The 23,672-nt window shown below is 72.7% G+C and carries 21 protein-coding genes; 9 read left to right on the plus strand and 12 right to left on the minus strand.

The window, feature by feature from the left end:
- Window positions 1-4 precede the first annotated feature (4 nt).
- Complete coding sequence (locus JIAGA_RS0108720) at window positions 5-634, minus strand: TetR/AcrR family transcriptional regulator (protein WP_026875361.1); 630 nt, start codon at window positions 632-634, stop codon at window positions 5-7.
- A 64-nt stretch (window positions 635-698) separates the two neighbouring features.
- Window positions 699-1,412: a VIT1/CCC1 transporter family protein gene (locus JIAGA_RS0108725; protein WP_026875362.1), complete on the minus strand. Its 714-nt coding sequence runs from the start codon at window positions 1,410-1,412 to the stop codon at window positions 699-701.
- Between the two features lie 146 nt (window positions 1,413-1,558).
- On the opposite strand from JIAGA_RS0108725, the gene JIAGA_RS0108730 reads away from it, so the two are divergent.
- The gene (locus tag JIAGA_RS0108730; protein WP_211239577.1) at window positions 1,559-2,581 is read left to right on the plus strand and encodes a DUF6454 family protein; all 1,023 of its coding nucleotides are present in this window, start codon (window positions 1,559-1,561) and stop codon (window positions 2,579-2,581) included.
- Here the strand turns inward: JIAGA_RS0108730 and JIAGA_RS0108735 are convergent.
- From JIAGA_RS0108735 to JIAGA_RS0108750, 4 genes are read right to left on the minus strand one after another with little or no spacing between them, the layout of a single operon-like run.
- Window positions 2,567-3,385 (minus strand): carbohydrate ABC transporter permease, encoded by an 819-nt coding sequence (locus JIAGA_RS0108735; RefSeq protein WP_026875364.1) that lies wholly within the window; start codon window positions 3,383-3,385, stop codon window positions 2,567-2,569. The two genes, JIAGA_RS0108730 and JIAGA_RS0108735, sit on opposite strands and share 15 nt — an antisense overlap.
- Window positions 3,382-4,242, minus strand: coding sequence for a carbohydrate ABC transporter permease (locus JIAGA_RS28510; protein ID WP_051425882.1), 861 nt, complete (start codon window positions 4,240-4,242; stop codon window positions 3,382-3,384). The genes JIAGA_RS0108735 and JIAGA_RS28510 overlap by 4 nt, the downstream gene beginning before the upstream one ends.
- The gene (locus JIAGA_RS28515) at window positions 4,239-5,543 is read right to left on the minus strand and encodes an ABC transporter substrate-binding protein (protein WP_035812287.1); all 1,305 of its coding nucleotides are present in this window, start codon (window positions 5,541-5,543) and stop codon (window positions 4,239-4,241) included. Before JIAGA_RS28515 ends, JIAGA_RS28510 begins: the two co-directional genes overlap by 4 nt.
- 1 nt (window position 5,544) lies before the next feature.
- Entirely contained in the window at window positions 5,545-6,378 is an 834-nt protein-coding gene (locus JIAGA_RS0108750) for an MBL fold metallo-hydrolase (RefSeq protein ID WP_211239578.1), read from the minus strand.
- Between the two features lie 170 nt (window positions 6,379-6,548).
- Here JIAGA_RS0108750 and JIAGA_RS0108755 point away from each other — a divergent pair, with 170 nt between their 5' ends.
- The 6 genes from JIAGA_RS0108755 (at window position 6,549) to JIAGA_RS0108775 (ending at window position 14,223) form a co-directional block, all read left to right on the plus strand.
- A complete protein-coding gene (locus JIAGA_RS0108755; RefSeq protein ID WP_026875366.1) occupies window positions 6,549-7,406 on the plus strand; it encodes a LysR family transcriptional regulator in 858 nt (285 codons plus the stop codon).
- A gap of 68 nt (window positions 7,407-7,474) precedes the next feature.
- Window positions 7,475-8,485 carry a methionine synthase gene (locus JIAGA_RS28520; RefSeq protein WP_035812288.1) on the plus strand — a complete coding sequence of 337 codons (1,011 nt, stop codon included), beginning with the start codon at window positions 7,475-7,477 and terminating at the stop codon, window positions 8,483-8,485.
- Between the two features lie 180 nt (window positions 8,486-8,665).
- On the plus strand, window positions 8,666-8,812 hold the full coding sequence (locus tag JIAGA_RS36090) for a DUF433 domain-containing protein (protein ID WP_425402781.1): 147 nt from the start codon (window positions 8,666-8,668) through the stop codon (window positions 8,810-8,812).
- Between the two features lie 34 nt (window positions 8,813-8,846).
- Complete coding sequence (locus JIAGA_RS0108765; protein ID WP_026875367.1) at window positions 8,847-9,206, plus strand: DUF5615 family PIN-like protein; 360 nt, start codon at window positions 8,847-8,849, stop codon at window positions 9,204-9,206.
- Between the two features lie 66 nt (window positions 9,207-9,272).
- Window positions 9,273-11,495 (plus strand): NAD-dependent DNA ligase LigA, encoded by a 2,223-nt coding sequence (gene ligA / locus JIAGA_RS0108770; protein WP_026875368.1) that lies wholly within the window; start codon window positions 9,273-9,275, stop codon window positions 11,493-11,495.
- A gap of 616 nt (window positions 11,496-12,111) precedes the next feature.
- On the plus strand, window positions 12,112-14,223 hold the full coding sequence (locus JIAGA_RS0108775) for a RecQ family ATP-dependent DNA helicase (protein ID WP_035812292.1): 2,112 nt from the start codon (window positions 12,112-12,114) through the stop codon (window positions 14,221-14,223).
- On the opposite strand, the gene JIAGA_RS28525 is transcribed toward JIAGA_RS0108775, so the two are convergent.
- Genes JIAGA_RS28525 through JIAGA_RS28530 form a run of 3 tightly spaced genes read right to left on the minus strand, consistent with a single transcriptional unit; the run spans window position 14,212 to window position 16,225 of the window.
- A complete protein-coding gene (locus tag JIAGA_RS28525) occupies window positions 14,212-14,925 on the minus strand; it encodes an ACT domain-containing protein (RefSeq protein ID WP_157552909.1) in 714 nt (237 codons plus the stop codon). The genes JIAGA_RS0108775 and JIAGA_RS28525 overlap by 12 nt on opposite strands.
- A gap of 46 nt (window positions 14,926-14,971) precedes the next feature.
- Window positions 14,972-15,619 carry a response regulator transcription factor gene (locus JIAGA_RS0108785; protein WP_026875370.1) on the minus strand — a complete coding sequence of 216 codons (648 nt, stop codon included), beginning with the start codon at window positions 15,617-15,619 and terminating at the stop codon, window positions 14,972-14,974.
- A 45-nt stretch (window positions 15,620-15,664) separates the two neighbouring features.
- The gene (locus JIAGA_RS28530) at window positions 15,665-16,225 is read right to left on the minus strand and encodes a PadR family transcriptional regulator (RefSeq protein WP_169738840.1); all 561 of its coding nucleotides are present in this window, start codon (window positions 16,223-16,225) and stop codon (window positions 15,665-15,667) included.
- Window positions 16,226-16,598: 373 nt separating this feature from the next.
- Between JIAGA_RS28530 and JIAGA_RS0108795 the strand changes: the two genes are divergently transcribed.
- Both JIAGA_RS0108795 and JIAGA_RS0108800 read left to right on the plus strand, forming a co-directional pair.
- Complete coding sequence (locus JIAGA_RS0108795; protein WP_245597137.1) at window positions 16,599-18,416, plus strand: LamG-like jellyroll fold domain-containing protein; 1,818 nt, start codon at window positions 16,599-16,601, stop codon at window positions 18,414-18,416.
- 131 nt (window positions 18,417-18,547) lie between these two features.
- Window positions 18,548-19,705, plus strand: coding sequence for a lysylphosphatidylglycerol synthase domain-containing protein (locus JIAGA_RS0108800; protein WP_169738841.1), 1,158 nt, complete (start codon window positions 18,548-18,550; stop codon window positions 19,703-19,705).
- A 124-nt stretch (window positions 19,706-19,829) separates the two neighbouring features.
- On the opposite strand, the gene JIAGA_RS28535 is transcribed toward JIAGA_RS0108800, so the two are convergent.
- The 3 genes from JIAGA_RS28535 to JIAGA_RS0108815 are packed head-to-tail and all read right to left on the minus strand — an operon-like array spanning window position 19,830 to window position 23,490.
- Window positions 19,830-21,041: a sensor histidine kinase gene (locus JIAGA_RS28535; protein WP_051425884.1), complete on the minus strand. Its 1,212-nt coding sequence runs from the start codon at window positions 21,039-21,041 to the stop codon at window positions 19,830-19,832.
- Window positions 21,038-22,324: a sensor histidine kinase gene (locus JIAGA_RS28540; RefSeq protein WP_035812296.1), complete on the minus strand. Its 1,287-nt coding sequence runs from the start codon at window positions 22,322-22,324 to the stop codon at window positions 21,038-21,040. The genes JIAGA_RS28535 and JIAGA_RS28540 overlap by 4 nt, the downstream gene beginning before the upstream one ends.
- Entirely contained in the window at window positions 22,321-23,490 is a 1,170-nt protein-coding gene (locus JIAGA_RS0108815; RefSeq protein ID WP_026875373.1) for a hypothetical protein, read from the minus strand. Before JIAGA_RS0108815 ends, JIAGA_RS28540 begins: the two co-directional genes overlap by 4 nt.
- Window positions 23,491-23,672 lie beyond the last annotated feature (182 nt).

A 23,672-nucleotide genomic window follows, 5' to 3' on the forward strand; every position in this document is an offset into this window, starting at 1 on the left:
GTGATCAGGAAGCGCTCTGCGCTGGGCTGCCGGTTGAGTCGGTGCGACGGGGGCGGGCGGCATCGATCAGTGCCTCGAACGCGTGCCGGGCCCGCGTCTCGGCCAGCTCGTCCTCGAGCAGCCGGTGAGCGTGGTAGAAGGCGAGCATCACGCCGTCGAGGTCGGCGGCGAACTGGACCGGGTCGGCGTCGGCGCGGAAATGGCCCTCCGCGATGCCGGAGCCGAACATGCGCGCGATCGCGTCGTAGAGGTCGCGGTGGTCGCGGACCAGCTGGTCGCGCACCGGGCCGTCCTGCTCGTCGAGTTCGGTGGCGGCCTTGACGAACAGGCAGCCGCCGGGCTGGCGGGTCGCGCCGCACACGATCCACCGCTCGAACAACTCGCGGACGCGGGGTTCGCCGCGCGGTGCGGCGAGGGCCGGCCGGATGACGCTGTCGATGAAATCGGCGCGGGCCTGCCGCAACACCTCGAGCTGCAGCACCTCCTTGGACCGGAAGTGCGCGAAGAGACCGCTCTTGGACATGCCGGTGGCCGCGGCGAGGTGCCCGATGGTGAGACCGCCCAGCCCGACGCGATAGGCCGTCTCCACCCCGTGGTGGAGGATGGCCTGCCGGGTCTCGGCACCCTTGGTCATGTCCGCAAAAATAGCACGACCGTTCGGTCGGCTCAACGGCAGGGCCGCGGCGCCGGTGCGCGAGTCACGAGATGCTGACGCCCAGCGCGGAACCGACCGCGTACGTGACCGCCATGGTGAGCAGCCCGACGACGACGGCGCGGGTCGCGGCCCGCGTGCGGTGGGCCTGACCGAGCCGGGCACCGACGTAGCCGGTCAGGGCCAGCGCCAGCACCACCGTCACCATGGTGACCGGGACCCGCGCGGTCGCCGGCGGCAGGACGATCGCCAGCAACGGCAGCACCGCGCCCAGCGCGAACGACACGAACGACGAGAACGCGGCCACCCAGGGGCTGGTCTGCTCGTCCACGTCGATGCCCAGCTCGACCTCGGCGTGCGCGGCCAGCGCGTCCTCACGGGTGAGTTCCTCGGCGACCTGGGCCGCCAGCTGCGGCGTCAGCCCCTTCCGCTCGTAGAAATCAGCCAGCTCCGCCAGTTCCTGCGACGGCATGGTCTCCAGTTCCCAGCGTTCCTTCGCCAGCGCGGCCCGTTCGGTGTCACGCTGGGCGCTGACGGAGGTGTACTCGCCGCCGGCCATGGAGAACGCGCCCGCGACCAGGCCGGCCAGCCCCGTCACCAGGAGCCAGGTGCGGTCGGTGGTCGCGCCGGCCACGCCGACGACCAGTCCGGCAGTGGAGATGATGCCGTCGTTGGCCCCGAGGATGCCGGCTCGCAGCCAGTTGAGCCTCCCGGCCAGCCGCTGGTCGTGCTGCTCACCGGTGTGCGGGGCGTCGCTCATGCCCCGCAGCGTAATGCCCGGGCACAAGCGTCGCCCGATGACCAGCGGCTCTTCACCGAACGCTCGACACCCGGCAACCTGGGTGGGCAACGGTCACCACCAGCGCCGGCGGCACGCGTCGAGCCGGCCCGAACCGAGGAGGACCCATGCCCCTGGTGAGATCGATGCGCCGGCGCGGTGCCGGCCGAGCCATGGTCGCTGCCGCAGCCGTCCTGCTGGCCGCCGGCCCGGCCTGGGTGGCGGCCGGCGCGGCGTCCGACGGGTCACCTGCCGCGACCGGCGACGCATCCGCCGCCCGCCAGGCCGGCAGGCCCGCCAGCCCGGTTCTGGCCGCGGTCGAGAACCTCGACCGGTCCGCCACGTGGACCGTCGTGAACGAGCTGTCGTTGGAGTTCGAGACCCATCACCCGCAGGGGCTGGCCCGCGTCGGTGACAAGCTGTACCTGTCCAGCGTCGAGGTCATCGAGCCGCCCGTGCGCTACCCGGAGCCCGTCGACGGCTACGACCGCAGCCCGGGGCGGGGCGTGGGTCACCTGTTCGAGCTGGACCTGACCGGGCGCCTGCTGCGGCACGTCACCCTCGGCGAGGGCACCATGTACCACCCGGGCGGCATCGACTTCGACGGCCGCGATCTGTGGGTCCCGGTCGCGGAGTACCGGCCGAACTCACGCTCGATCGTCTACGCCGTCGACCCGCGGACGCTGCGGGCGCGGCCGGCGTTCCGCTCGGACGACCACGTGGGCGGGGTCGTCCGCGACGCCGACACCGGCCACGTGCACGGGGTCTCCTGGGGTTCGCGCCGGTTCTACACCTGGACCGCCCGCGGGCAGGTGCTGGACCGCGTCGACAACGAGAGCCACTACGTCGACTTCCAGGACTGCGCGGCCGTCGGTGCCGGTAGCGCGGTGTGCACCGGCCTGGTCGAGTACCGCAACCCTGACGGTGTCCGCTTCGACCTCGGCGGCATCGCCGTCGTCGACCTGCGCGAGGGCACCGTCGGCCACGAGGTCCCGGTGACGACGGTGTCGGCGAACCGGCACGTCGTCACCCGCAACCCCGTGCACCTCGAGGTCGACGGAGACGTCCTGCGGATGTGGGCGGCGCCCGACGACGGCGGCGAGCCCGGCGGGACGACGCTCATGGTGCTGGAGACCTCAGCCGAGTCCTGAGCGCACGAACGCGTCGGTCACCCGGCGCTGAGCGACGACGTAGGCGGCCACCACGGGCGCGGCGACGAGCGTGGTGGCCGCCATCAACGGGCCCCACGCCGTGCCCTGCTCGGTCTCGAAGATCCGCAGCCCGACCTGGACGGTGGCCCGCGACGTCCCGCTGGTCGCCAGCAGCGGCCAGAGGTACTCGTTCCAGGTCTGGATGAACACGACGATGCCGACGGCGGTGACGACCGGCCGCAGGTTGGGCAGCACGATGCGTAGCAGGATCAGCCGGTCCGGGGCGCCGGCCAGTCGGGCGGATTCGATGAGCTCGGCCGGGAACCCCGCGAGGTGCTGGCGCAGCAGGAAGATCGCCAGCGCCGACGATGCGAGCTGCGGCAGCACCAGGCCCGCGTAGGAGTCGAGCAGGCCCAGCCGCGAGACCAGGAGATAGTGCGGCACGACGAGCGCCTGCTGCGGCACCAGCGCGGTGCCGATCAGGGCGGCGAACGCGAAGCGTCGGGCGCGCAACCGGTACTGCGTGAGTGCCCACGCCGCCAGCGTCGCGACCGTCACCTGTCCGAGCGCCACGGCCGCGGACATGATCGCGGTGTTGGCGATCAACCGTACGACCGGCATCGACTCGATAGCGCCGCGGTAATGATCCAGGGTCGGCGCGGCGGCGAACGGGTTGACGTCGTACAGCACCGCGGTCGGCTTGACCGACGTGACCACCGCCCAGACAACGGGGAAGGCGACGGCGACGGCGACGAGCATCAGGGGCAGATGCGCGGCGAACCGCAGCGCGCGACGCCGGCTCATCGCGTCGCTCGCAGCCGAAGGGCGACGACGGCGCCGAAGCCGACGGTGATCAGCACCGACAGGGCCGCCGCCGGACCGCCGTCGAAGAAGCTGAACGCCTGCTGGTAGAGCAGGTAGTAGACGTTCGACGTGGCGCCGGCCGGTCCGCCCTGCGTCAGGACGTCGATGACGCCGAACGTCCAGGGCCCGGCGAACACCACCGTCGCGAACACGACGACTGTCGTCACCGGCCGCAGCAGCGGCAGCACGATGTGACGCAGCAGCCGCCACTCGCCGGCCCGGTCCAGCCGGGCGGCGTCCATGACGTCGGCGTCGATCGTGGCGAGCCCTGCGGTGAAGAGGATGAAGCTGAGGCCGAACACTTTCCAGCCGCTCACCACGGTCACCGCGGCGAAGGCGGTGGCCGGCTCGGTCAGCCAGGCGACCGGTCCGAGGCCGAGCAACGCGAGCGGCTCGTCGGTGATGCCGAGCACCGGGTTGAGGAGCCACTCCCACATCACCGCCCCCACCGCCGGCGGGATGAGCACCGGAAGGAAGAACACCGTCCGGTAGAAGCCGGTCAGCGGGCCGCCGAGCCGCCACACCGCGACCGCGGCGACCAGCGGGGCCAGCACCGACAGCGGCAGGATCGCGACCATGTAGCCGACGGTGTTCCACAGCGCCCGGCCCGCGCCGGGGCTGGTCAGGACCTCGCCGTAGTTGGCCAGCCCGGTCCACGCCGGCGGTCGCGTGGTGAGGTTGAAGTCGAACAGGCTGAGGAGCATGACCGCGACGAGCGGGCCGTACACGGTGAGCCCGACGGCCAGCATGGCCGGGGCCAGGTACGGCCCCGGCCGGGCGCGGGTGGCGGCGGTCATGATCCGAGCAGCTCCCGCATCTGCTCCGCGACGGTGCGCAGGGTCGGCTCGACCTGCGCACCGGACATCATGATGGGCGCGACCGCCTGGTCCTGCATGAGCTCCAGCGCCTGCTGGCCCTGCTGGCCCGGGAGCACCTGGTACGGCACCAGCGAGTCCAACTGCTCGACGGTCGGCAGCAGCCGGTCGTCCTGGGCGAAGAACTCACCGAGGTACTCCGGGTCGTCGATCAGCGCGGGACGCAGCGGCAGGTAGCCGATCACCGAGGCCAGGACGGTGAACCCGCGCTCGCCCGTCAGGAACCTCACGAACTCCCAGGCCGCGCGCTGCTTCTCGGGGTCGTCGGAGAAGACGAACAGGCCGGCACCGGACACCGTCGGTGCGACGTCGTGTCCATCGAACGCGGGCAGACCCGCCGTCTCCAGCTCGAAGACACCCTCGGACGCGGCCGCGAACCCGCCGAGCAGAGCCGTGCTGGAGACCAGCATGCCCAGGTGCCCGGCCTCGAACATGGCCACGGCCTCGGCCTCGCCGACCTGAGGCTGCAAGCCGTCCGCGCTCAACTCGCCCAGCATGCCCAGCGCCTCGACGGCGGCCGGCTGGTCCAACTGCAGCGAGTCGTCGTCGCCGAGCAGGCGTCCGCCGTTGGAGTTGATCAGCGACTGGGTGAGGAAGTCGGACTTGGCCTCACCGGCCGCGTCGACGTAGACGCCCTGGGCGCCGGTGGCGACGATGGCCGCTGCGGCGTCACGGACCTCGGTCCACGTGGCCGGTGGCTGTTGCGGGTCGAGCCCGGCGGCGGTGAAGAGGTCCGCGTTGATGAACAGCGTCGGCGTCGAGACGCTGTACGGGATGCCGGCCAGCTCGCCGTCTCGGCGGCCCAGCTCGACCGAGGCCGGGTACATCCCGTCCAGGTGCGCCTCCAGTTCGCCGGCCGGCGCGATCTCCTCCAACGGCACGTACGGCAGGTTCTCCAGCAGGAAGCCGAACTTGCTCCAGCCGATCTGGGCGACGTCCGGCGGGTTCCCCGCCGCAGCCTGCGCATGGACGCTGCTGTGAATCTCGCCGGCCGGCGTGCCCTTGGGCTCGATGCGGATGTCCGGGTGCTCGGCTTCGAACTCGTCGATGAGCTGCTGGGTGCCCTCCCCGCCGAGGCCCTCCGTCCCGTAGTTGTACGACTCGAACACGATGGTGACGGGCTCGCCGTCGCCGGACGCGGGTGCGCCGTCGGATCCTGCGGTGCCGCAGGCAGCGGCGACGAGGCCGGTGGCGAGCACGATGCCGATCAGGGTGGTGCGCATGTCAGGACTCCTGGAGGTCGGATGCGTGGAACGTGTGGTCGGGGACGGCGACGTCGATGCGTCCGGCGAAATGCCGTGCGGCCCGGCCGGACTGTGCCTCCAGCCAGCCGGGAGTGGTGTGGGCCCAGTGGGTGAGCAGCAGCGCCGACGCACCGTGGCGGGTGGCGAGCTGACCCGCTTCGGTGGCGCTGAGATGTCCGTGGCCGGTACGGTCCGGCTCCTCGAGCGTCGCCTCGCAGACCAGCAGGTCGACACCGCCGGCCAGCCGCTCGAACGCCGGCGTCGCCATCGTGTCGCCGGTGTAGGCGAGTGACCGCGTTCCGGACGTGACACGAAAGCCGCAGCACGGCCGCCGGTGCCGCATCGACACCGGCTCCACCGTCGCCGCGCCCACCGTGACCGGCCGGCCGGGCTCGTACTCGACGACGTCGAACACCTCGCGGAACACGTGGTCGGTCGGGTGGTCGCCGGGTCCGTCGGCGTCCAGCGGGAACAGCTCGTTGAAGTGGCGCAGCGTCCGCGCTGCCCCCGCCGGCACGTACAGCGGCAGCTTGGCCGGCGGCAGCTCGCCCTGGGTCAGCGCTTTGCCCAGGACGAGCAGGTCGAGGCAGTGGTCTGTGTGCATGTGGCTGACGAAGACGGCCGACAGCTCCGCCGCCCGCGCCGCGGCCTTCGCAGCCACCCCCGGGCCGCAGTCGAGCAGGATGTCGCCGTCGGGCAGGTGCACGAGATAGCCGGAGCTGGGCCAGCCGGGCTCCGGCATGCCGGCGCGGCAGCCGAGGACGGTGAGGCGCAGGCCCGCGTCATGGGAACGGTCGTGTGGGTTGGTCGTCACGCGGACGAACGTAGGTAGCGCCGGCATGAACGATCTGACCGAACGTCGACCAGCGCCTGAACGATCGTGCCGGCTTCGGCGAGGATCGTCCCGCGGCCGTTCACGATGACCGTCCGGGCGTCTAGAGTCGGCCCTGCCGAACGTGAGGGATGTCGCCGATGGACCCCAGAATGAGCTGGCTGACCTCGTTCATCGCCGTCGCCGAAGAGCTCCACTTCGGCCGGGCGGCCGATCGGCTGCACCTCAGCACCTCGGCGGTGAGCCGGCACGTGCGCCTGCTGGAGGAGGAGTTCGGTGCGCCGCTGTTCGAACGGACCAGCCGGTCGGTCCTGCTGACCGCCGACGGCCGGCGAGTGTACGGCGAGATCGCGGTACCGGTGGCAGCGCTGCGTGAGGCGTTCGGCCGGGACCGCGCGGGGGTCATGCTGTGCGTCGCGTACGTCAGCGCGCCCGGAGAGCGGATGGTCCCGGCCGCGGCGGCCCGGTTCGGCGCCGACCCGCTCGGCCTGCCGCTGCGGCTGCTGCCCGCCAGCTCCAGCGAGCAGCGAACGGCGCTGGTGGACGGGCGCGTCGACCTCGGCATCCAGTGGGTGCTGCCCGGCGCGCCGGTACCGCCGGACCTGGAGATGACGCCGATCCGCGACGAGCCGCTCACCGTCGCGCTGCCGGCCGGCCACCGGTTCGCCTCCAGCACCTCGCTGCGCCTCGGCGATCTGGCCGACGAGGACTGGCTGATGGCGGTCGACTCCTCGGACCTGGCGCTGCGGCAGGGGTTCGTCGCCGCCTGCCAGCGGGCCGGCTTCCTGCCCCGCGTGCGCGGCGAGGCGACCGGCTTCAAAGCCCAGCTCAGCCTGGTCGCGGCCGGCCGCGGGGTGTGCTTCGCCCCGGCCGTGGCCCAGGATTCCGGTGGGTTTCCGGTCGCGTTCGTCCGGATCCACGACCTGTCGGTGAACCTGGTCGCCATGACCCGGCCGGCACCGGACCGTCATCTGCGCCGCTTCATCGAGTTGCTGCGCGCGGTCGCGTGACGGAGGCGCCGTCGCGTGGCGGGACACGCGGCCGGTCCTGGGGCGGGTCGTCGCCTAGAGTCGGCGGCGTGGCATTTCCATGGGCATCCGCGACGGCGACCGGCATCGGCTCCCTGCCGTACGACGACCGCGACGAGGCCGCCCGCGTCGTCGTCGGCGAGCTGCCGGACCTCCCGCACCTGCCGGAGCTTCCCGAGCGGGGAGCCGGCGCCGACCTCGTCGGCCGGGCCGCGACGCTCCTGGTCGACCTGCACGTCGACCTCCAGCCGTCCGGGTGGCGGCTGATCGACCGGCCGGGCGCGGACGAGCGGCGCGCCGCGTCCCTGCTCGGCGCCGACCTCGATGCGCTCGAGATCGCCGCCTACGGTTACGAGGGGCCGCTGAAGGTGCAGGTGGCGGGGCCATTGACGCTCGCCGCGACGGTCGAGCTCAACCGCGGCGGGCGGGCCGTGGGCGACTACGGGGCCCGCCGTGACCTCGCCGAGTCGCTGGCCGAGGGCGTGCGCGCGCACGTGGCCGACGTGGCCCGGCGGGTGCCCGGTGCCACGGTGGTGCTGCAGCTCGACGAACCGGGGCTGCCGGCGGTGCTGGCGGGTTCCATCCCGACCGTCAGCGGGTTCGGCCGGCTGCGCGCGGTCGATGCCGTCGAGGCGGAGACTCTGCTGGGGACGGTGATCGGTGCTGCCGGTGCTCCCGTCGTCGTGCACAGCTGCGCCGCCGACGCCCCGGTCGGGCTGCTGCACGGGGCCGGCGCCGTCGCCGTATCCCTCGACGTGGACCGGCTGGGGGGTGGCGTTCTCGAGCAGCTCGCCGCGGCCGTTGACGCGGGGTTGGCGCTGTGGCCCGGCGTCGTGCCGGCGCTGCCGCCGTCGACGCCACCGTCGGACCGTGAACTGGCCCAACGCGTCGTCGGGCTCTGGCGGCGCCTGGACCAAGACCCGGCCGCGATGGCCGCGCGCACCGTCGTGACCCCGACCTGCGGCCTGGCCGGAGCCGGCCCCGGCTGGGCGCGGCGCGCCTACGTCCTGGCCCGCACCACCGCGCGAGCCTTCGCCGACGTCGCCGCCGGGAGCGGATGAGCGCACCGGTCACGATGTCGCACCGATGCGACGGCGAAGATGCTGCGGCCGCAGGCACGCACCCGTGATGTGCCATCCGTGGCACACTGGAGGTGTGAACGGTTTTGATCGAATCACCATCGAACAGGCAAGACGGGTGGCCAACCCTGCATCCGCGGGCACCGCTTCACCGTCGAACACCTGCTTCGGCTGATTGGCGCGGGCTGGTCGCTGGAGCAGGTCCAAGAGGAATTCCCGTTCATCGAGGCGGCGGACGTCCAACAGGCCATCGCCTACGCCTCGTTCTCCGTGCGTGAGTGCCACTTGCCGGTGACGCAGTCTGCATGAAGGTCCTGCTGGACGAGAACATCTCCCATCGGCTGTGCCCCTATTTGAAGGCCCGGGCCACGACGCCGTTCACGTCAGCGAGATCGGGCTGGCCAGCACGGACGACAGCATCATCGTCGCCCGGGCCGCGGCTGATGACCGGACCGTCGTGTCGTGTGATCATGATTTCGTCCAGCTCCTCTATGCGTCCGGTGGCACCAAACCGTCACTTCTGCTGACGCGCAAGGTGGACACTTTGACGTCGACGGAGCTCGCCGAGCTCGTCCTGGCTGCCCTCTCACGCGAGCTCATGGATTTCTTGGATGCCGGGGTGATCGCGACGCTCACCCCGGATCGTGTCCGAGTTCGTCCATCGCCGCTCAGACCGACCACGAGCAGCGTTCACAAGAAATGAACGGCGCCCAGAAATGAACGCAGCGCATGCCGGACGTCGTCGGTGGTGGGCAGTACCGTCTGTGCTGTGACCGAGCAAGCCGACATCAACGACGTCCCGGCGGACATCCGCGAGCGCCACGCGACGCTCTCGCAGGAGATCGAGGAGCACCGCCAGCGCTACTACTTCGCCACGCCTACCGTCAGCGACGCGCAGTTCGACGAGCTGATGCGCGAGCTGGAGGGCATCGAGGAGCAGTACACGTCGCTGCGCACGCCGGAGTCGCCCACCCAGCAGGTCGGTGCGCCGGTGGCCGAGCCGGGCGCCGGGGCCGAAGCGTCGTGGCCGCCGGTCGAGCATCTGGAGCGCATGCTCAGCCTCGACAACGCCTTCAATGCCGACGACCTCGCCGAGTGGGCCACCCGGGTCGAGCGTGAGGTCGGCACCGGGGCGCGGTACCTGTGCGAGCCGAAGGTCGACGGCCTGGCGGTCGACATCGTCTTCCGGGACGGGAAGCTGGCCACGCTCGCCACCCGTGGTGACGGACGCACCGGTGAGGACATCACGTACAACGCGCAGTTCGTCGACGCCATCCCGGACCGGCTCACCGGCACTGACGACTACCCGGTGCCGGCGGTGGTCGAGATCCGCGGCGAGGCCGTCTTCCCCAGTGCCGAGTTCGAGGCCATCAACGCCGAACGGACCGACCTCGGCCTCCCGCTGTTCGCCAACGCCCGCAACTCCGGCGCCGGCGTGCTGCGCCAGCGCATGGACCGGCGCAAGGAGAAGCTCGACGCCGCGAAGGCCAAGGCCGACGCCGCCGGCAACGAAGGCCGAGCCCAGGCCACGTACGAGCGCGTGCGTGAGGAGTACGAGCGCGCCCGGCGCAACCTCAACCGGCTCACCCTGGTGTGTCACGGCATCGGCCGCCGCGACGGCTTCGACATCCGGTTCCAGTCACAGGGCTACGAGGCGCTGCAGGCGTGGGGGCTGCCGGTCAGCGACCGGCCGAAGGTCGTCCCCGACCTCGACGAGGTCCAGGCCTTCATCGACCACTACGGCCGGCACCGGCACGACGTCGAGTTCGAGATCGACGGCGTCGTGGTCAAGGTCGACCAGGTCGACCTGCAGCGCCAGTTGGGTTCCACGTCGCGCGCGCCGCGGTGGGCCATCGCGTTCAAGTACCCGCCGGAGGAAGTCACCACCAAGCTCATCGACATCCGGGTGAACGTCGGGCGCACCGGCCGGGTCACGCCGTACGGCGTCATGGAGCCGGTCAAGGTCGCCGGCTCCACGGTCGAGAACGCCACGCTGCACAACGCCTCGGAGGTCAAGCGTAAGGGCGTGCTCATCGGCGACACCGTCGTCCTGCGCAAGGCCGGCGACGTCATCCCCGAAATCCTCGGCCCGGTGCTCGAGCTGCGCGACGGCGACGAGCGCGAGTTCGTCATGCCCACCGAGTGCCCGGCGTGCGGGACTCCATTGGCTCCATCGAAAGAGGGCGACGTCGACATCCGCTGCCCCAACACCCGCTCGTGTCCGTCGCAGCTGCGCGAGCGGCTGTTCTACCTGGCCGGCCGCAGCGGTTTCGACATCGAGGCGATGGGCTGGGAGGCCGGCATCGCGCTGGTCGACGCCGGCGTCGTCGTCGACGAGGGCGACGTGTTCTCGCTCGACGCGGAACAGCTGAAGCGGGTCCCGCTGTTCACCAACGCCGCGGGCGAGCTCACCGTCAACGGCCGCCGGCTGCTGGACAACCTGGAGAAGGCCAAGCAGCAGCCCCTGTGGCGGGTGCTGGTGTCGCTGTCCATCCGGCACGTCGGTCCGACGGCGGCGCGGGCGCTTGCGGGCGCGCTGGGCTCCATGGACGCCATCGTCGAGGCGAGTGAGGAGCAGCTGGCCGCCGCCGACGGCGTTGGGCCCACCATCGCGGCGTCGGTGAAGGAATGGTTCGCCGTCGACTGGCACAAGGCGATCGTCGACAAGTGGGCCGCGGCGGGCGTCAGAATGCGCGACGACCCGTCCACGTCCATGCCCCGCACGCTCGAGGGCCTGACCATCGTCGTCACCGGCTCGCTGCAGGAGTTCTCCCGCGACGACGCAAAGGAAGCCATCCTGGCCCGTGGCGGTAAGGCCTCCGGCTCGGTGTCCAAGAAGACCTCGTTCGTTGTGGCGGGCGAGAACGCCGGCTCGAAACACGACAAGGCCATCGAGCTGAAGGTGCCGGTGCTCGACGAGGCCGGCTTCCGGGTGCTGCTGGAGTCCGGCCCGGATGAGGCCGCGAAGCTCGCCCAGGTCGAGGCGCCATGATCAGGCGGCACGGGGTCCGGACACGCGCGAAGGGCCCGGCAGAAGCCGAACCCTTCGTGTCCAGAAGACTCGTTCGCCGCCGTCGTGGGCGCCGGGCGAGCTGCTCGCTGGATTACCGGAGACCGAAGAGACCTCGGCCGGGGTGTCGCGGGCGTCAGGCCCGGGACAGGAACCGACCGGTGACGGCCGCGTAGGCCTGGACCCGCAGTCTCGCGAGGTACCAGCCGATGTGCAGCCGATTGAGGTGTCTCCGACCGTGATCACGACTCATGGGGGTCCTCTTTCGCTACCTTCGAGGTTCCGGCGAGCCGTCACACGACCACTCGGGAACCTGACGACGTGCCGGTGCCCCGAGTGGGACTCCAGTATTGAGTTGTGCCTCCATGATCGTTCCGGCCGCGACAGCGGTCAAGGGCTTCGCCCGTATGCGTGTTATACCCCGTTCGACCTGGTAGTTCACTGCGTCGAAGGTTCGGCCCAGCGGAACCTCCGCTCGTGATCGGCACCGAGCCGCGCCCTTGGTGGGAACCCGGCGGTCTGTCGATCACCGTGGGTTGTCCACAGCCCGGCGGCAGGCAGTAGCGGGTTATCGGTGCCGCGGGTTACGGTCGCCGGCATGGACCTACGCGACGAGGCCGAGGCGCTGCTGCGGCGCCTGGTCGGTTCCGACACGGCCGAGTTCCGCGACGGGCAGTGGGACGCGGTGCGCGACCTCGTCGAACACCGGCGCCGGGTGCTGGTGGTCCAGCGCACCGGCTGGGGCAAGTCGGCGGTGTACTTCGTCGCCACCGGGCTGCAGCGCGCCCGCGGCGCGGGCCCGACGGTCATCGTCTCGCCGCTGCTGGCGCTGATGCGCGACCAAGTGGCCGCGGCCGGCCGGGCCGGCGTCCGCGCCGTCACCATCAACTCCGCCAACGCCGAGGAATGGGGCGACATCAGCAAGGCGCTGGCCGACGACGCGGTCGACGTGCTCCTGGTCAGCCCCGAACGGCTCAACAACCCCCGCTTCCGCGAGGAACAGTTGCCGGCGCTCGCGGCCAGTGCCGGCCTGGTGGTGGTCGACGAGGCGCACTGCATCTCCGACTGGGGCCACGACTTCCGGCCCGACTACCGACGCATCCGCGACCTGCTGGCCACGCTGCCGGCCGGCACCCCGGTGCTGGCCACCACGGCCACGGCCAACGCCCGCGTGGTGGCCGACGTCGCCGAGCAGTTGGGCAGCGGGGGAGCGGAGGTCACCACCATCCGTGGCTCACTGGCCCGCGAGAGCCTGCGGCTGGGCGTCCTCGCCCTCGACGACGCCGAGCATCGGCTGGCCTGGCTCACCGCGCACCTGGGTGAGCTGCCCGGCAGCGGCATCGTCTACGCGCTGACCGTGTCGGCGGCCGAGGACACCGCGGCACTGTTGCGCGAGGCCGGGCACCGGGTCATCGCCTACACCGGCCGTACCGACCCGGCCGACCGAGTCGAGGCCGAACGTGCCCTGCTGAACAACGAGGTCAAAGCGCTGGTGGCCACTAGCGCGCTGGGCATGGGCTTCGACAAACCCGACCTCGGCTTCGTGGTGCACCTCGGCGCACCGTCGTCGCCGGTCGCCTACTACCAGCAGGTCGGCCGCGCCGGCCGGGCCACCGAACGCGCCGACGTCCTGCTGCTCCCGGCGGCCGAGGACCAAGCCATCTGGCAGTACTTCGCCACCGTCTCGATGCCGCGGCAGGAGCAGGCGGCGGCGGTCATCCGGGCGCTGTCCGCGGCCGGCGACGCCATGTCCACCGCGGCGCTGGAGACGGTGGTCGACGTCCGGCGTACCCGGCTGGAGCTGCTTCTCAAGGTGCTCGACGTCGACGGCGCGGTGCAGCGTGTCCGCGGCGGCTGGCAGGCCACCGGGCAGGACTGGGTGTACGACGCCGAGCGGTACCAGCGGGTGGCCGCGGCTCGCGACGCCGAGGCCCGCTCCATGCTCGCGTACCAGCGCGGCGAGCAGTGCCGCATGTCGTTCCTGCAGGCCGCCCTCGACGACCCCAGCGCCGCGCCGTGCGGGCGGTGCGACGTCTGCGCCGGGCCCTGGTACACCGACGACGTTCCGGCCACGGCGCGAGCGGCGGCGCGCACCACACTCGCCCGGTCCGGGGTGCTGCTGGAGCCGCGGGTGCAGTGGCCGTCCGGAATGGGCCGGCTGGGCATCGACGTGAAGGGCAAGATCGGCCCGGCCGAGAAGCTCGAACCCGGCCGGGTGGTCGCGCGGCTCACCGACCTCGGTTGGGGTCAGCGGCTGCGGTCGCTGCTCGACGGCCCGGACGCGCCGGCACCCGACGCCCTGCTGGCCGCCTGCGTCGACGTGCTGCGCGAGTGGCAGTGGGACCGCCGGCCGCAGGCCGTGCTCACCGTGCCGTCGCGGCGGCACCCGCAACTGGTCGGCTCGGTGGGCCGGCACCTCGCGAGTGTCGGGCGGCTGGTCGACCTCGGCGAGCTGGAGCCGGCCGATGCCGATGCCGGCAGCGGTGGTGAATCCGGCGGCAACAGCGCGTTCCGGCTGGCCTCGGTCTGGAACGGCTGGCGGGTCGGGCCGGCCGCGCGCGAGTCGCTGGCGGAGCTGGGCCCGGAGCCGGTGGTGCTGCTGGTCGACGACGTCGCCGACTCTCGCTGGACTCTCACCGTCGCCGGCCGTGAGGTGCGCCTCGCCGGCGCCGCCCAGGTGTTGCCGTTCGCGCTGGCGTCAGTGGGCTGAGCCCGCCGCGGAAGCGCCGTCGGTCCTCGAGGGCGCGGGGGAGCCGGCCGGTGCGTTGCGGCGGCGGATCACCTGTGCGAGGTCCACCAGATGCACCAGCCGGGCCAGCTCGGAGTCGAGGATGCTCGGGCCGCCGTCCCGGCCGAACACGATGAGCTGGTCGGTGTCGGCCACCGGTACCCCGACGGCCACCACGTCCTGCCAGGCGGTGGGCGCGTCTGCGCCGGTGACGATCCGGCCCGCCTCCGCCATGGGCAGCCACGGCGCGTCGTAGCCGTCCTCCTCCGGGGCCCCGCCGCTGGCACGCAGCACCGTCAGCGTCGACCCGTTCTGCGGCAGCAGCAGCGCCCAACCGGAGCGGAAGATGCCCGGCACCAGGTCGACGAGGATCTCCTCGGCCCGGCTCGGCTCGTCGGTCATCGCCTCGACCGCCTCCAGATCGCGGTGCAGGCCCGCGCCCTGGCTGTAGCGGCCGATGAACTCGACCGTCACGTCCGGCACCGTGCGGCACGCCGTGACCAGGGAGTCGGGCAGTCGTCCGCCGGGCAGGTCCACGAGGAAGTCGTCGACGACGTACCCGTCGCCACGGTGCTCGACGACGTCCACCCCGACGATGTCACCGCCGGCCGCGCCCACCGCCGACGCGACCGCGCCGAGTGAGCCGGGACGGTCCGGAACCACGACACGCAGGAGAAACGACACCAGGACAGGGTGGCACAGAACTGTCACGCGCAGGTTGCCGCGTGGGTCAATGCTCGGCGCGCAGCCAGGCGAGCACGGCCAGGACGCGGCGGTGGTCGTCGTCGGACGGCGGGAGGTCGAGCTTGGTGAGGATCGAGGAGATGTGCTTCTCGACCGCGCCCTGCGTCACCACCAGGAGCCGGGCGATCGCGACGTTGGTGCGACCCTCGGCCATCAGGCCCAGCACCTCTCGCTCCCGCGCGGTCAGTGTCTCCAGCGGGTCGCGGCGGCGGCGGGCGAACAGCTGCGCCACCACCTCCGGGTCGAGCACGGTGCCGCCGGAGGCGACCCGCTCCAGGGCGTCGGACAGGTCCGCCAGCGCGGACACGCGGTCCTTGAGCAGGTAGCCGACCCCGCCGGCGCCGTCGGCGAGCAGGTCGCCGGCGTAGGACTCCTCGACGTACTGCGACAGCACCAACACCCCGGTGCCGGGGACGGAGGCCCGGGCGGCCAGCGCGGCACGTAGCCCTTCGTCGGTGAAGGTCGGCGGCATCCGGACGTCGACGATGGCGACGTCGGGCCGGTGCTCGGCCACCGACTTGACCAGCGCATCGCCGTCGCCGACCGCGTCGACGACCTCGGCGCCCGCCTCACCCAACAGGCGGACGAGGCCTTCTCGCAGCAGCAGGGAATCCTCAGCCAGAACGACGCGCACCCGCATAGCTTGCCAGGTCGCCCGGCCCGCACCGACGTGGCCGTCTCAGGAGGCGGGCTGGGCGGCGTCGCCGGTGGCCGTCGTGGTGCCGAACTCGCCGGCCCTGGCCTCGACGGACTCGACCAGCTTCAGGTCGGCCTGGGTGTGCAGGATGGCCGCCTCGACCGTGAGAGTCGCCAGCGTTCCCGACTGCTGGCCGCGGCGGCTGGCCCGCAACAGTTGCAGGTCGGTCTGCCGGGCCTCGTGCTCGACGCGGCAGACCGCGCGGATGGCTTCTGGCCCGCGGTGGGCGGCGGCGAGCACCTTCAGCAGGAAGTCGTCTCGGTAGCCCGACGCGCGCGCGGTCGGCTTGGCCAGCCACTGGTCCAGGTCGCTGCGTCCGGCGGAGGTGATGAGGTACACGGTCCGGTCCGGGCGGGACTCCTGCGGCACCGTGTGAGAGCTGACCATGTTGTCGCGGTGCAGCCGGTCGAGGATCTGGTAGACGTGCCCGATGTTCAGGCCGCCCCACTGCGGCCCGACGGCCTTCTCGAAGTTGGCCTTGAGCTCGTACCCGTAGCTCGGCCCCTCGGCCAGTAGGGCGAGAACAGCATGCTGAAGCGGCACTCTCACACTGTACGGGCGATCTGCGCCTTTATACGGCATTCGTCAGGCGTGATCGAAGGTCGCGCACATTGTCATGCGGGTAGGCGCGAGTAGCCGGACTCTGGGTGCGTGAGCGTGCTCGCGAGTTCGCCGGGTCGATCGCGCCCCGTCACGTGTTCGCCGTCCGTCGGCCACCTCCGATTGATCCGATATGTCCTGCCCAGCACTGTCACCGGAGGTCCGCATGTCCGAGTCCCGCCCGTCGTCGTCCCCGGGAGAGGGTCCTGTGCCGGAAACGGCCGCGCCGGGGGTGCGTGTTCGTCGTGCCGACGGGCGTGGTGTCGCCCGACGTCGTCTCCTTCAAGGTGCGCTGGCGGCGCCCGCGGCGATCGCCGTGCCCGGTATCGTCGCGGCGTCGACCGGCACGACCACAGGTACCGCGCACGCCGCGCCGGTGATCCCTCCGCGGCCCGGGACCTTCGACCCGGAGAGCCCGCGCTTCGCCATCGCCGTCGTCCCCGACACCCAGTACCTCTTCGACGAGGACCGCTCCGACCCCGAACCGCTGGCGGCGACCTTCCGCTATCTCGCCGAGCAGCGCGGCGTGGCCAACGTGGCGTTCATGACCCACCTCGGCGACGTCACCGAGCACGGCACCGAGGACGAGATCCGCCTGGCCGGCCGGACGTTCGAAGTACTGGACGGAGTGATGCCGTACAGCGTGCTGGCCGGCAACCACGACGTCCCAGGGTCCACCGACGACCAGCGCGGCGACACCCCGTACCTGCGGGAGTTCGGTCCGTCCCGGTTCGGTGGCTCCGACACGTTCGGCGGTGCGTCGCCGGACGGCTACAACAGCTTCCACGTGATCCGGGCCGGTGCCCGCGAGTGGCTGGTGCTGGCGCTGGACTGGCGGGTGTCCGACGCCGGCCTGGCCTGGGCGCAAGGAGTGCTCGACGACCACCCGGCGCTGCCTGCCGTGGTCACCACCCACGACCTCGCGGCCGCCGGCGGCGACGGCGTGGCCGAACTGTCCGGTCACGGCAGGCGGCTGTGGGACGGGCTCATCCGCGGCAACGACCAGGTCTTCCTCGCTCTCGGCGGGCACTACTGGCCTCCTGGCCGCACGGTGCTGACGAACGACGCCGGGCACGACGTCCACGTGCACATCACCAACTACCAGGACCGCTACTACGGCGGTGCCGGGATGATCCGGCTCTACCAGTTCGACCTGGTGCGCCGGACCGTCGACGTCGAGACGTTCGCGCCGTGGTTCCTGACCCGCGAGGCAGGGGAGCGCCCGCCGCTGGGCGCCGAGGTGATCGAGCTGACCGGCGACACCGACCGGTTCAGCCTCCCGCTGGACCCGGCCGTCCGGTTCGCCGGCTTCGCGCCGGAGCCGGCGCCGCCGTCGCGGCCGCCGACACGGGTGATCGGGCGAGACACCGTCGCCTACTGGCGGTTCGACACGCTGGGCCTGCGCGGCCGGGTGAGCGAGGGCGCCGTCGTCACCGACGGGTCCGTCGCCAAGGACCTCACCCGCAACGGCAACGACCTGGTGGTCCGGCGGCTGCACGACAGCGCCGCCGACGTGCTCACCCGGTCGCTGGACCACCACGCCGGGGCGCCGGCACACGCCAGCCTCCGGTTCGACGGCGGACAGTCGCCCAACCGCGGCGCCATCCTGGAGGCCGTCGCCGACGCCCCCGTCAACGCGGAGAAGTTCCTCGGCGGCTACACGATCGAGCTGTTCGTGAAACTGCCCGAGCCGTTCGTCGGCAACCACGCCTTCATGGGCATCCTCAGCTGGCAGGGCCGTGCCGGCGACGCCGGGAAGACCGCCGGTTACTCGCCGCTGGAGCCGACCTGCAGCATCAACGTCTCGGGGGAGCGGTTCCTGCAGTACGTCCTCTACCCGCACGTGCAGGACGCGTCGCCGACGTCGTGGAGCCACGCGCTGCCGGTGGGCCGCTGGTTCCACGTCGCGGTGGTCAACGACGGCGAACGCACGGTCATGTGGGTCGAGGGGTCGCCGATCTCCCGGAACCCCAGCCAGCCGGCGCACGGCATCGCGACGCTCGGACGGCCGTTCACCCTCGGCGCCACCGGCTGGGACCTCGGGTTCGGGCAGGGCTTCTACGGTTTCCTCGGCGACGTGCGAATCAGCGGCCGGGCCCTGGAACCGGCGGAATTCCTGACGCCGTTCGGCTGAACCGGCCGTCGCCACTGGTTCGCGGCCCGAGGGCGTTGACCTGGACTGACGCAGGCAGCTGCGGATGGATAGCCGCCATTTGTACGGCTGCCGACAAGACAGTGGACACCTCCATCGGTCACCATGGGGGCGTGGCGGACCCGACAGATCATGCGGCGGCCCGGCGCAGCGCACCTGCCAGACGCGCTCGCCGGGTCGTTGCTCTGCTGGCCGCCCTCGCCGTCCTGACGCTGGTCGGAGTCCTGGTCGTCCCGGTCGCGCTGCCGAATCTGGCGGCCGCCATGGAGCGCAATCCGCTCATCCCGGTTCTGGTGGCGGCGTGCTGGGTGCTGGCGACCATGTCGTCCATCACCGGCAAGCGGGTCATCGCCGCCGGCCACCTCGACTGGACCGCCACCGCTTCGGCGCACATCGGCGGCACGGTGGCCAACCGCGTGGTGCCGGCAGGAGTTGGCGCGGCGGGCGTCTTCGTCGCCGCCCTGCACCGCGGCGGCGCCTCCACGACGGTGGCGGCCGGGGTGGTCGCGCTGTGGGCGGGCGCCGGTGGGCTGGCACACGGCAGCGGACTGCTTCTGGGCGCGGCCTGGCTGCGCGAGGGTTGGTACGGCGTGCTCACGGTCTGCGTTGCTGCGGCCGCGCTCGCCATCGCGGTCCGGCTCCTCGCGCCGCGGGTGATCGTCGCCGTCCGCGCGAGCCGGTGGGCTCGCCGCCGGGCAGCGCGCCGGTTCGCCCGCGGCGCCCTGCGGTCGCGGCGGTGGAGCGTGGCGCCCGGCGGCCGGATCGACCAGGCACGGACTGCCGGGCGTGACTTGCTCGCGGCGGTCCGGGCCCGGCCGGTGCTCGCGCTGACGGCGGTGGCCGCTCAACTGGCGGCGACGCTGTGCCTGGCGGCCGGGTTCGCGACGGCGGCGTCCGGCCTCGGTGTGCCGGTGAGCCTCGGCGTCGGGATGGCCGCCTACCTGGCCGGGACCGCGATGGCCGCGGCCATGCCCACTCCGGCCGGCATCGGGTCGACGGAGGCCGCCCTGGTGGGAGCGCTGATGCTGGCGGGGTCCGGCGTCGGCGAGGCGCTGCCGGCCGTGCTGCTGTTCCGGGCGGTGGTGCTGCTGGCGCCTGTCGTGACGGCGACGCTGATGGGCGCGGCCTGGCTGGCACGCCGGGCGGTGCGGCGTCTCGCCACGGCGGGAAGCTCGGGTACCGCGGTGGTCCCCGGGGCCGCTCCCGGCCTCGGTCCCGAGATCGGCGGGGGTCCGTACGGCCGCTCCGCGGTGCCGAGCCGCGACGTGTGACGTGTGTTCTGAGCTGCAAAGCCGGTTGACACCATGCTGCTGAACTGCGACACCGCGGCGGTTGCTGGATGGGGCAGCCCGTGGTGACCAGGAATCCGCAGTCATCGGCCGGCCGTCCGCCGGCTCACGAAGCCGCGAGGGGCAACTCCGCGCTCACCGTGGTCCCGTCGCCGGGTGGGCTGGCGATGTCGAGCCGGCCGTCCACACCGGCCAGCCGGTCGGCCAGTCCGGCCAGGCCGTGGCCCTTGCCGAGGTGGGCGCCGCCGCGGCCGTCGTCGGTGACCTGGACGTGCACGCTGTCACCGACCCGCACGACGGAGACCGCGCACTGGGTGGCGTCGCTGTGCTTGGCGACGTTGGTCAGTGCCTCGGTGACGACGAAGTAGGCCGCGTTCTCGATCGGCGTGGGCAGCCGGTCGACGGCCACGTCCAGGGTGGTGGGGACGGGGCAGCGGGCACTCGCCGCGGCCAGGGCGGCGGCCAGGCCGCGGTCGGTGAGGATGGGCGGCGCGATGCCGCGGGACACCGCCCGCAGCTCCGCCAGGGCCTCCTTCGTCTGCAGGACGGCACCCTCGAGCAGCGGCTTCGCGGTCTGCGGGTCCTCGTCGAAGCGTCGCTGGGCCGACTCGAGGTCCATGGTGAGGCGCACCAGGCGTTGTTGCGGGCCGTCGTGGATGTCGCGCTCGACCCGGCGCAGCGTGTCCGCCTCGGCCTGCACCACCGACTCACGGCTGCGGCTCAGCTCCTCCGCCCGCGCCCGCAGCGCCGCCGTCTCGTTCGTCAGCAGCCCCCACACCAGCGACGACTCCAGCGCGGCCACCCCACGCAGGATGTGCGCCAGCACCAGCGGCAGGCCCCGGAAACCGCCGCCGCCGGCCACCAGCCAGGCCAGCGCGATCAGCAGGGAGATGCCGATGGAGAACGCCAGCCACGTCACGGTGACCGACCAGGTGAACACCCGCACCGGCAGGATCAGCACGCAGAAGCCCAGGTCGCGCCACGACTGCCGGTCACGCAGGTGCTTCAGCACCCGGCCGCTCTGCTCGGCCGAGGCGTAATGGACCGGCCCGACCTCGCGCTTCTCCATCCAGCCGACCCGGGTGCGCTCGAGCGCGCTGAACCGGCGGGCCAGCAGCAGCGTCCCGGCCAGGATCGCGACGCCGACGAAGGCGAGGACGGCCAGTCCGACACCGAGCGCCAGCCCGACGATCATGACGACGAAGGCGGCGATGGCGATCGGCAGCCCGGGCAACAGGTAGCCGAGGTCGCGGCCGATCTGCCGCCAGGAGGCCGACGGGCGGCCCGGGTCGGTGGCGGGCTCGTGGTCGACGGTCACGTCGTGCTCGTCGCCGGGATGGGCAGGTCGGCGCTGATGGTGGTGCCGCCACCGGGTGGGCTGGCGATGTCGAGCCGGCCGTCCACACCGGCCAGCCGGTCGGCCAGTCCGGCCAGGCCGTGGCCCTTGCCGAGGTGGGCGCCGCCGCGGCCGTCGTCGGTGACCTGGACGTGCACGCTGTTGCCGACCCGGAGCACCGAGACGTGGCACCGTGCGGCGTCGCTGTGTTTGGCGACGTTGGTCAGTGCCTCGGTGACGACGAAGTAGGCCGCGTTCTCCAGGGCGGTGGGCAGCCGGTCGACGGCCACGTCGAGGGTGGTGGGGACGGGGCAGCGGGCGGTGGCCGCGGCCAGGGCGGCGGCCAGGCCGCGGTCGGTGAGGATGGGCGGCGCGATGCCGCGGGACACCGCCCGCAGCTCGGCGAGCGCCTCCTTGGTCTGCATGACAGCGCCTTCGAGCAGGGGGCGAGCCGTGTCGGGATCCTCGTCGAAGCGCCGCTGGGCCGACTCGAGGTCCATGGTGAGGCGCACCAGGCGTTGTTGCGGGCCGTCGTGGATGTCGCGCTCGACCCGGCGCAACGTGTCCGCCTCGGCCTGCACGACGGCCTCGCGGCTGCGGCTCAACTCGTCCGTGCGGGCCCGCAGGGCGGCCGTCTCGTTGGTGAGCATGCCCCACACCAGCGACGACTCCGTCACGGCCAGCGCACGCAGCACGTACGGCAGGGTGGACAGGAAGACGAGGCCGATGGTGGTGGTCAGCGCGACGTCGGCGAGCCGGCCGTCGCCCATACCGATCAACTCGGCCAGGGTTTCGTTGTCGGCGTCGTTGCGCGGAAGCGACCATTCCCACAGCACGTAGGTGGTTCCGCCGAGCGCGGCAGCGGCCCAGGCGATGGTCATGGACCAGGTGAAGCACCGGATCGGCAGGATGAGGATGCCGAAGCCCCACTCGCGCCAGGCCAGTGGGTCGCGCAGGTAGCCGAAGAGCCGCCCGAGGCCGCTGCCCGTCGGCGAGCGGTGGTGGGCGGGGCCGACCGGGCGTCCCTCCATGGCGGCGACCCTGGCCCGCTCGGCGATGGCGAAGCCGCGTGCGGCGGCGAACATCGTGATCCACACGATGAGGCCCAGGAACGCCAGCACGAACAGGCCCGCGCCGAGCGCGAACCCGGTGACCATGACGGTGAAGGAGGCGATGGCGATGGGGAGGCCCGGCAGGAGGTAGCCGAGGTCGCGGGGGACCTGTCGCCAGCCGGCTCGGGGCCGGTCCGTAGATGGCGTGTTCATGCCTCCACCTTTCCTGTTGCAGTGAGCGTAGACGAGCCGGTCACCTGGTGACTTGGGAGTGGGGTTGTCCCCACCGCGAGCCGTTCGATCCGGCCGGTGACGTGCACCAGCGCGGCGAGCACGACCCCGGCGGCCAGCAGCCGCCACGGTGCGTCGTCGTACCAGGCGGCGCTGAACGGCGGCGGTGGCCGGTAGCCCAGTCGGGTCGACACGCCGGCGACGGCGACGGCCGCCGGCAAGTGCCACAGATAGACGGCCGGCAGCCGGCGCGACAGCCAGGTCAGTCCACGCCGGACGGTGAACGGCGCGGCCCACCGCCGGATCAGCGGCCGGGCGGCGAGCGCCAGACCCACCAGGCCGGCGGTCGCCGCCAGCAGCAGTCCCGCCGACGGGACCGGGCTGACCGCGCGGTCGCTCGCGGCGAGCGCACCCACGGCCAGGGTCACCGCGACGGCGGCCCCGCCGGCCACGGCCAGACCCAGCGCGGCACGCGTGCGCAGCCGGTCCAGCCCGCCGGAACCGGCCAGCATCCCGGCCTGATGGGCGACGACCCACCCAGCGAGGACACCGATGCCGCCCAACGTGTCGGCGAACCGGCCAGCCGTCTCGCCGAGTTGGCCGGCGGTCTCGCCGAACCTGGCGACGGTGCCGAACCGGACGACGTCGACGGCGACGGCCACCGCCGCCAGCCCCACGATCTCGAGGCCGCGCCAGCGGCGGTGCAGCTGACGCAGTGCCGGCGCCATGGCGGCGGTGAGCAGCAGCGCCGCCGGGGCCCACAGCAGCCGGCCGGCACCGTCGACGACGGGCAGGGCGACCGCGGCGAACGGCACCGCGACGACGATGAGCCGGCGGGCCTGCCCGAGGAGGCGCCGCCGCCCGCTGCCGTCGTGCCACCCGCCGGATGCTCCGGCGGCGGGGCTGCCGGCCGCGGCATGTGCTCCGGCTGCGGCGAACGCGAGCGGCGCGGTGAGCGTGATCGTCGTCGCGTCGGCCGCGACGGGGGCGGCGCCGTCCACCGACAACGCCCGCAGCCAGTGCAGGGCGACCAGGACGGCGACGGCCGAGACGGCGAGCACCTCGGCGAAGGCGTCCCGCGCCGGGGCGGCCGGATCCGCGCCGGGCAGGGTGGCCGCCGGGCCGGTCGACTTCGCGGAGGTGCGCACGTTCCACAGCCTGGTCAGCCGAGGCGCGCCGCACAGCAGGGCCGACCGGACAGTTCATGGTGGGGATATCCCCACCATGGACGCGGCGGCCGCGGAAGTCGGCGGACGGGGCGGCCGGCCGGGGCATAGCCTGGCGTAGGATCGCGGGGTCGTCCGGCGTGGCCGGCACGTCGGCGCGCAGG

It is taken from the genome of Jiangella gansuensis DSM 44835 (assembly GCF_000515395.1).
Lineage (GTDB): Bacteria > Actinomycetota > Actinomycetes > Jiangellales > Jiangellaceae > Jiangella > Jiangella gansuensis.

Coding starts and splice junctions, on each gene's coding strand:
- JIAGA_RS0108720 (WP_026875361.1), bottom strand. CDS start 634: ATGACCAAGGGTGCCGAGACCCGGCAGGCCATCCTCCACCACGGGGTG.
- JIAGA_RS0108725 (WP_026875362.1), bottom strand. CDS start 1,412: ATGAGCGACGCCCCGCACACCGGTGAGCAGCACGACCAGCGGCTGGCC.
- JIAGA_RS0108730 (WP_211239577.1), top strand. CDS start 1,559: ATGCCCCTGGTGAGATCGATGCGCCGGCGCGGTGCCGGCCGAGCCATG.
- JIAGA_RS0108735 (WP_026875364.1), bottom strand. CDS start 3,385: ATGAGCCGGCGTCGCGCGCTGCGGTTCGCCGCGCATCTGCCCCTGATG.
- JIAGA_RS28510 (WP_051425882.1), bottom strand. CDS start 4,242: ATGACCGCCGCCACCCGCGCCCGGCCGGGGCCGTACCTGGCCCCGGCC.
- JIAGA_RS28515 (WP_035812287.1), bottom strand. CDS start 5,543: ATGCGCACCACCCTGATCGGCATCGTGCTCGCCACCGGCCTCGTCGCC.
- JIAGA_RS0108755 (WP_026875366.1), top strand. CDS start 6,549: ATGAGCTGGCTGACCTCGTTCATCGCCGTCGCCGAAGAGCTCCACTTC.
- JIAGA_RS0108775 (WP_035812292.1), top strand. CDS start 12,112: ATGGACCTACGCGACGAGGCCGAGGCGCTGCTGCGGCGCCTGGTCGGT.
- JIAGA_RS28540 (WP_035812296.1), bottom strand. CDS start 22,324: ATGAACACGCCATCTACGGACCGGCCCCGAGCCGGCTGGCGACAGGTC.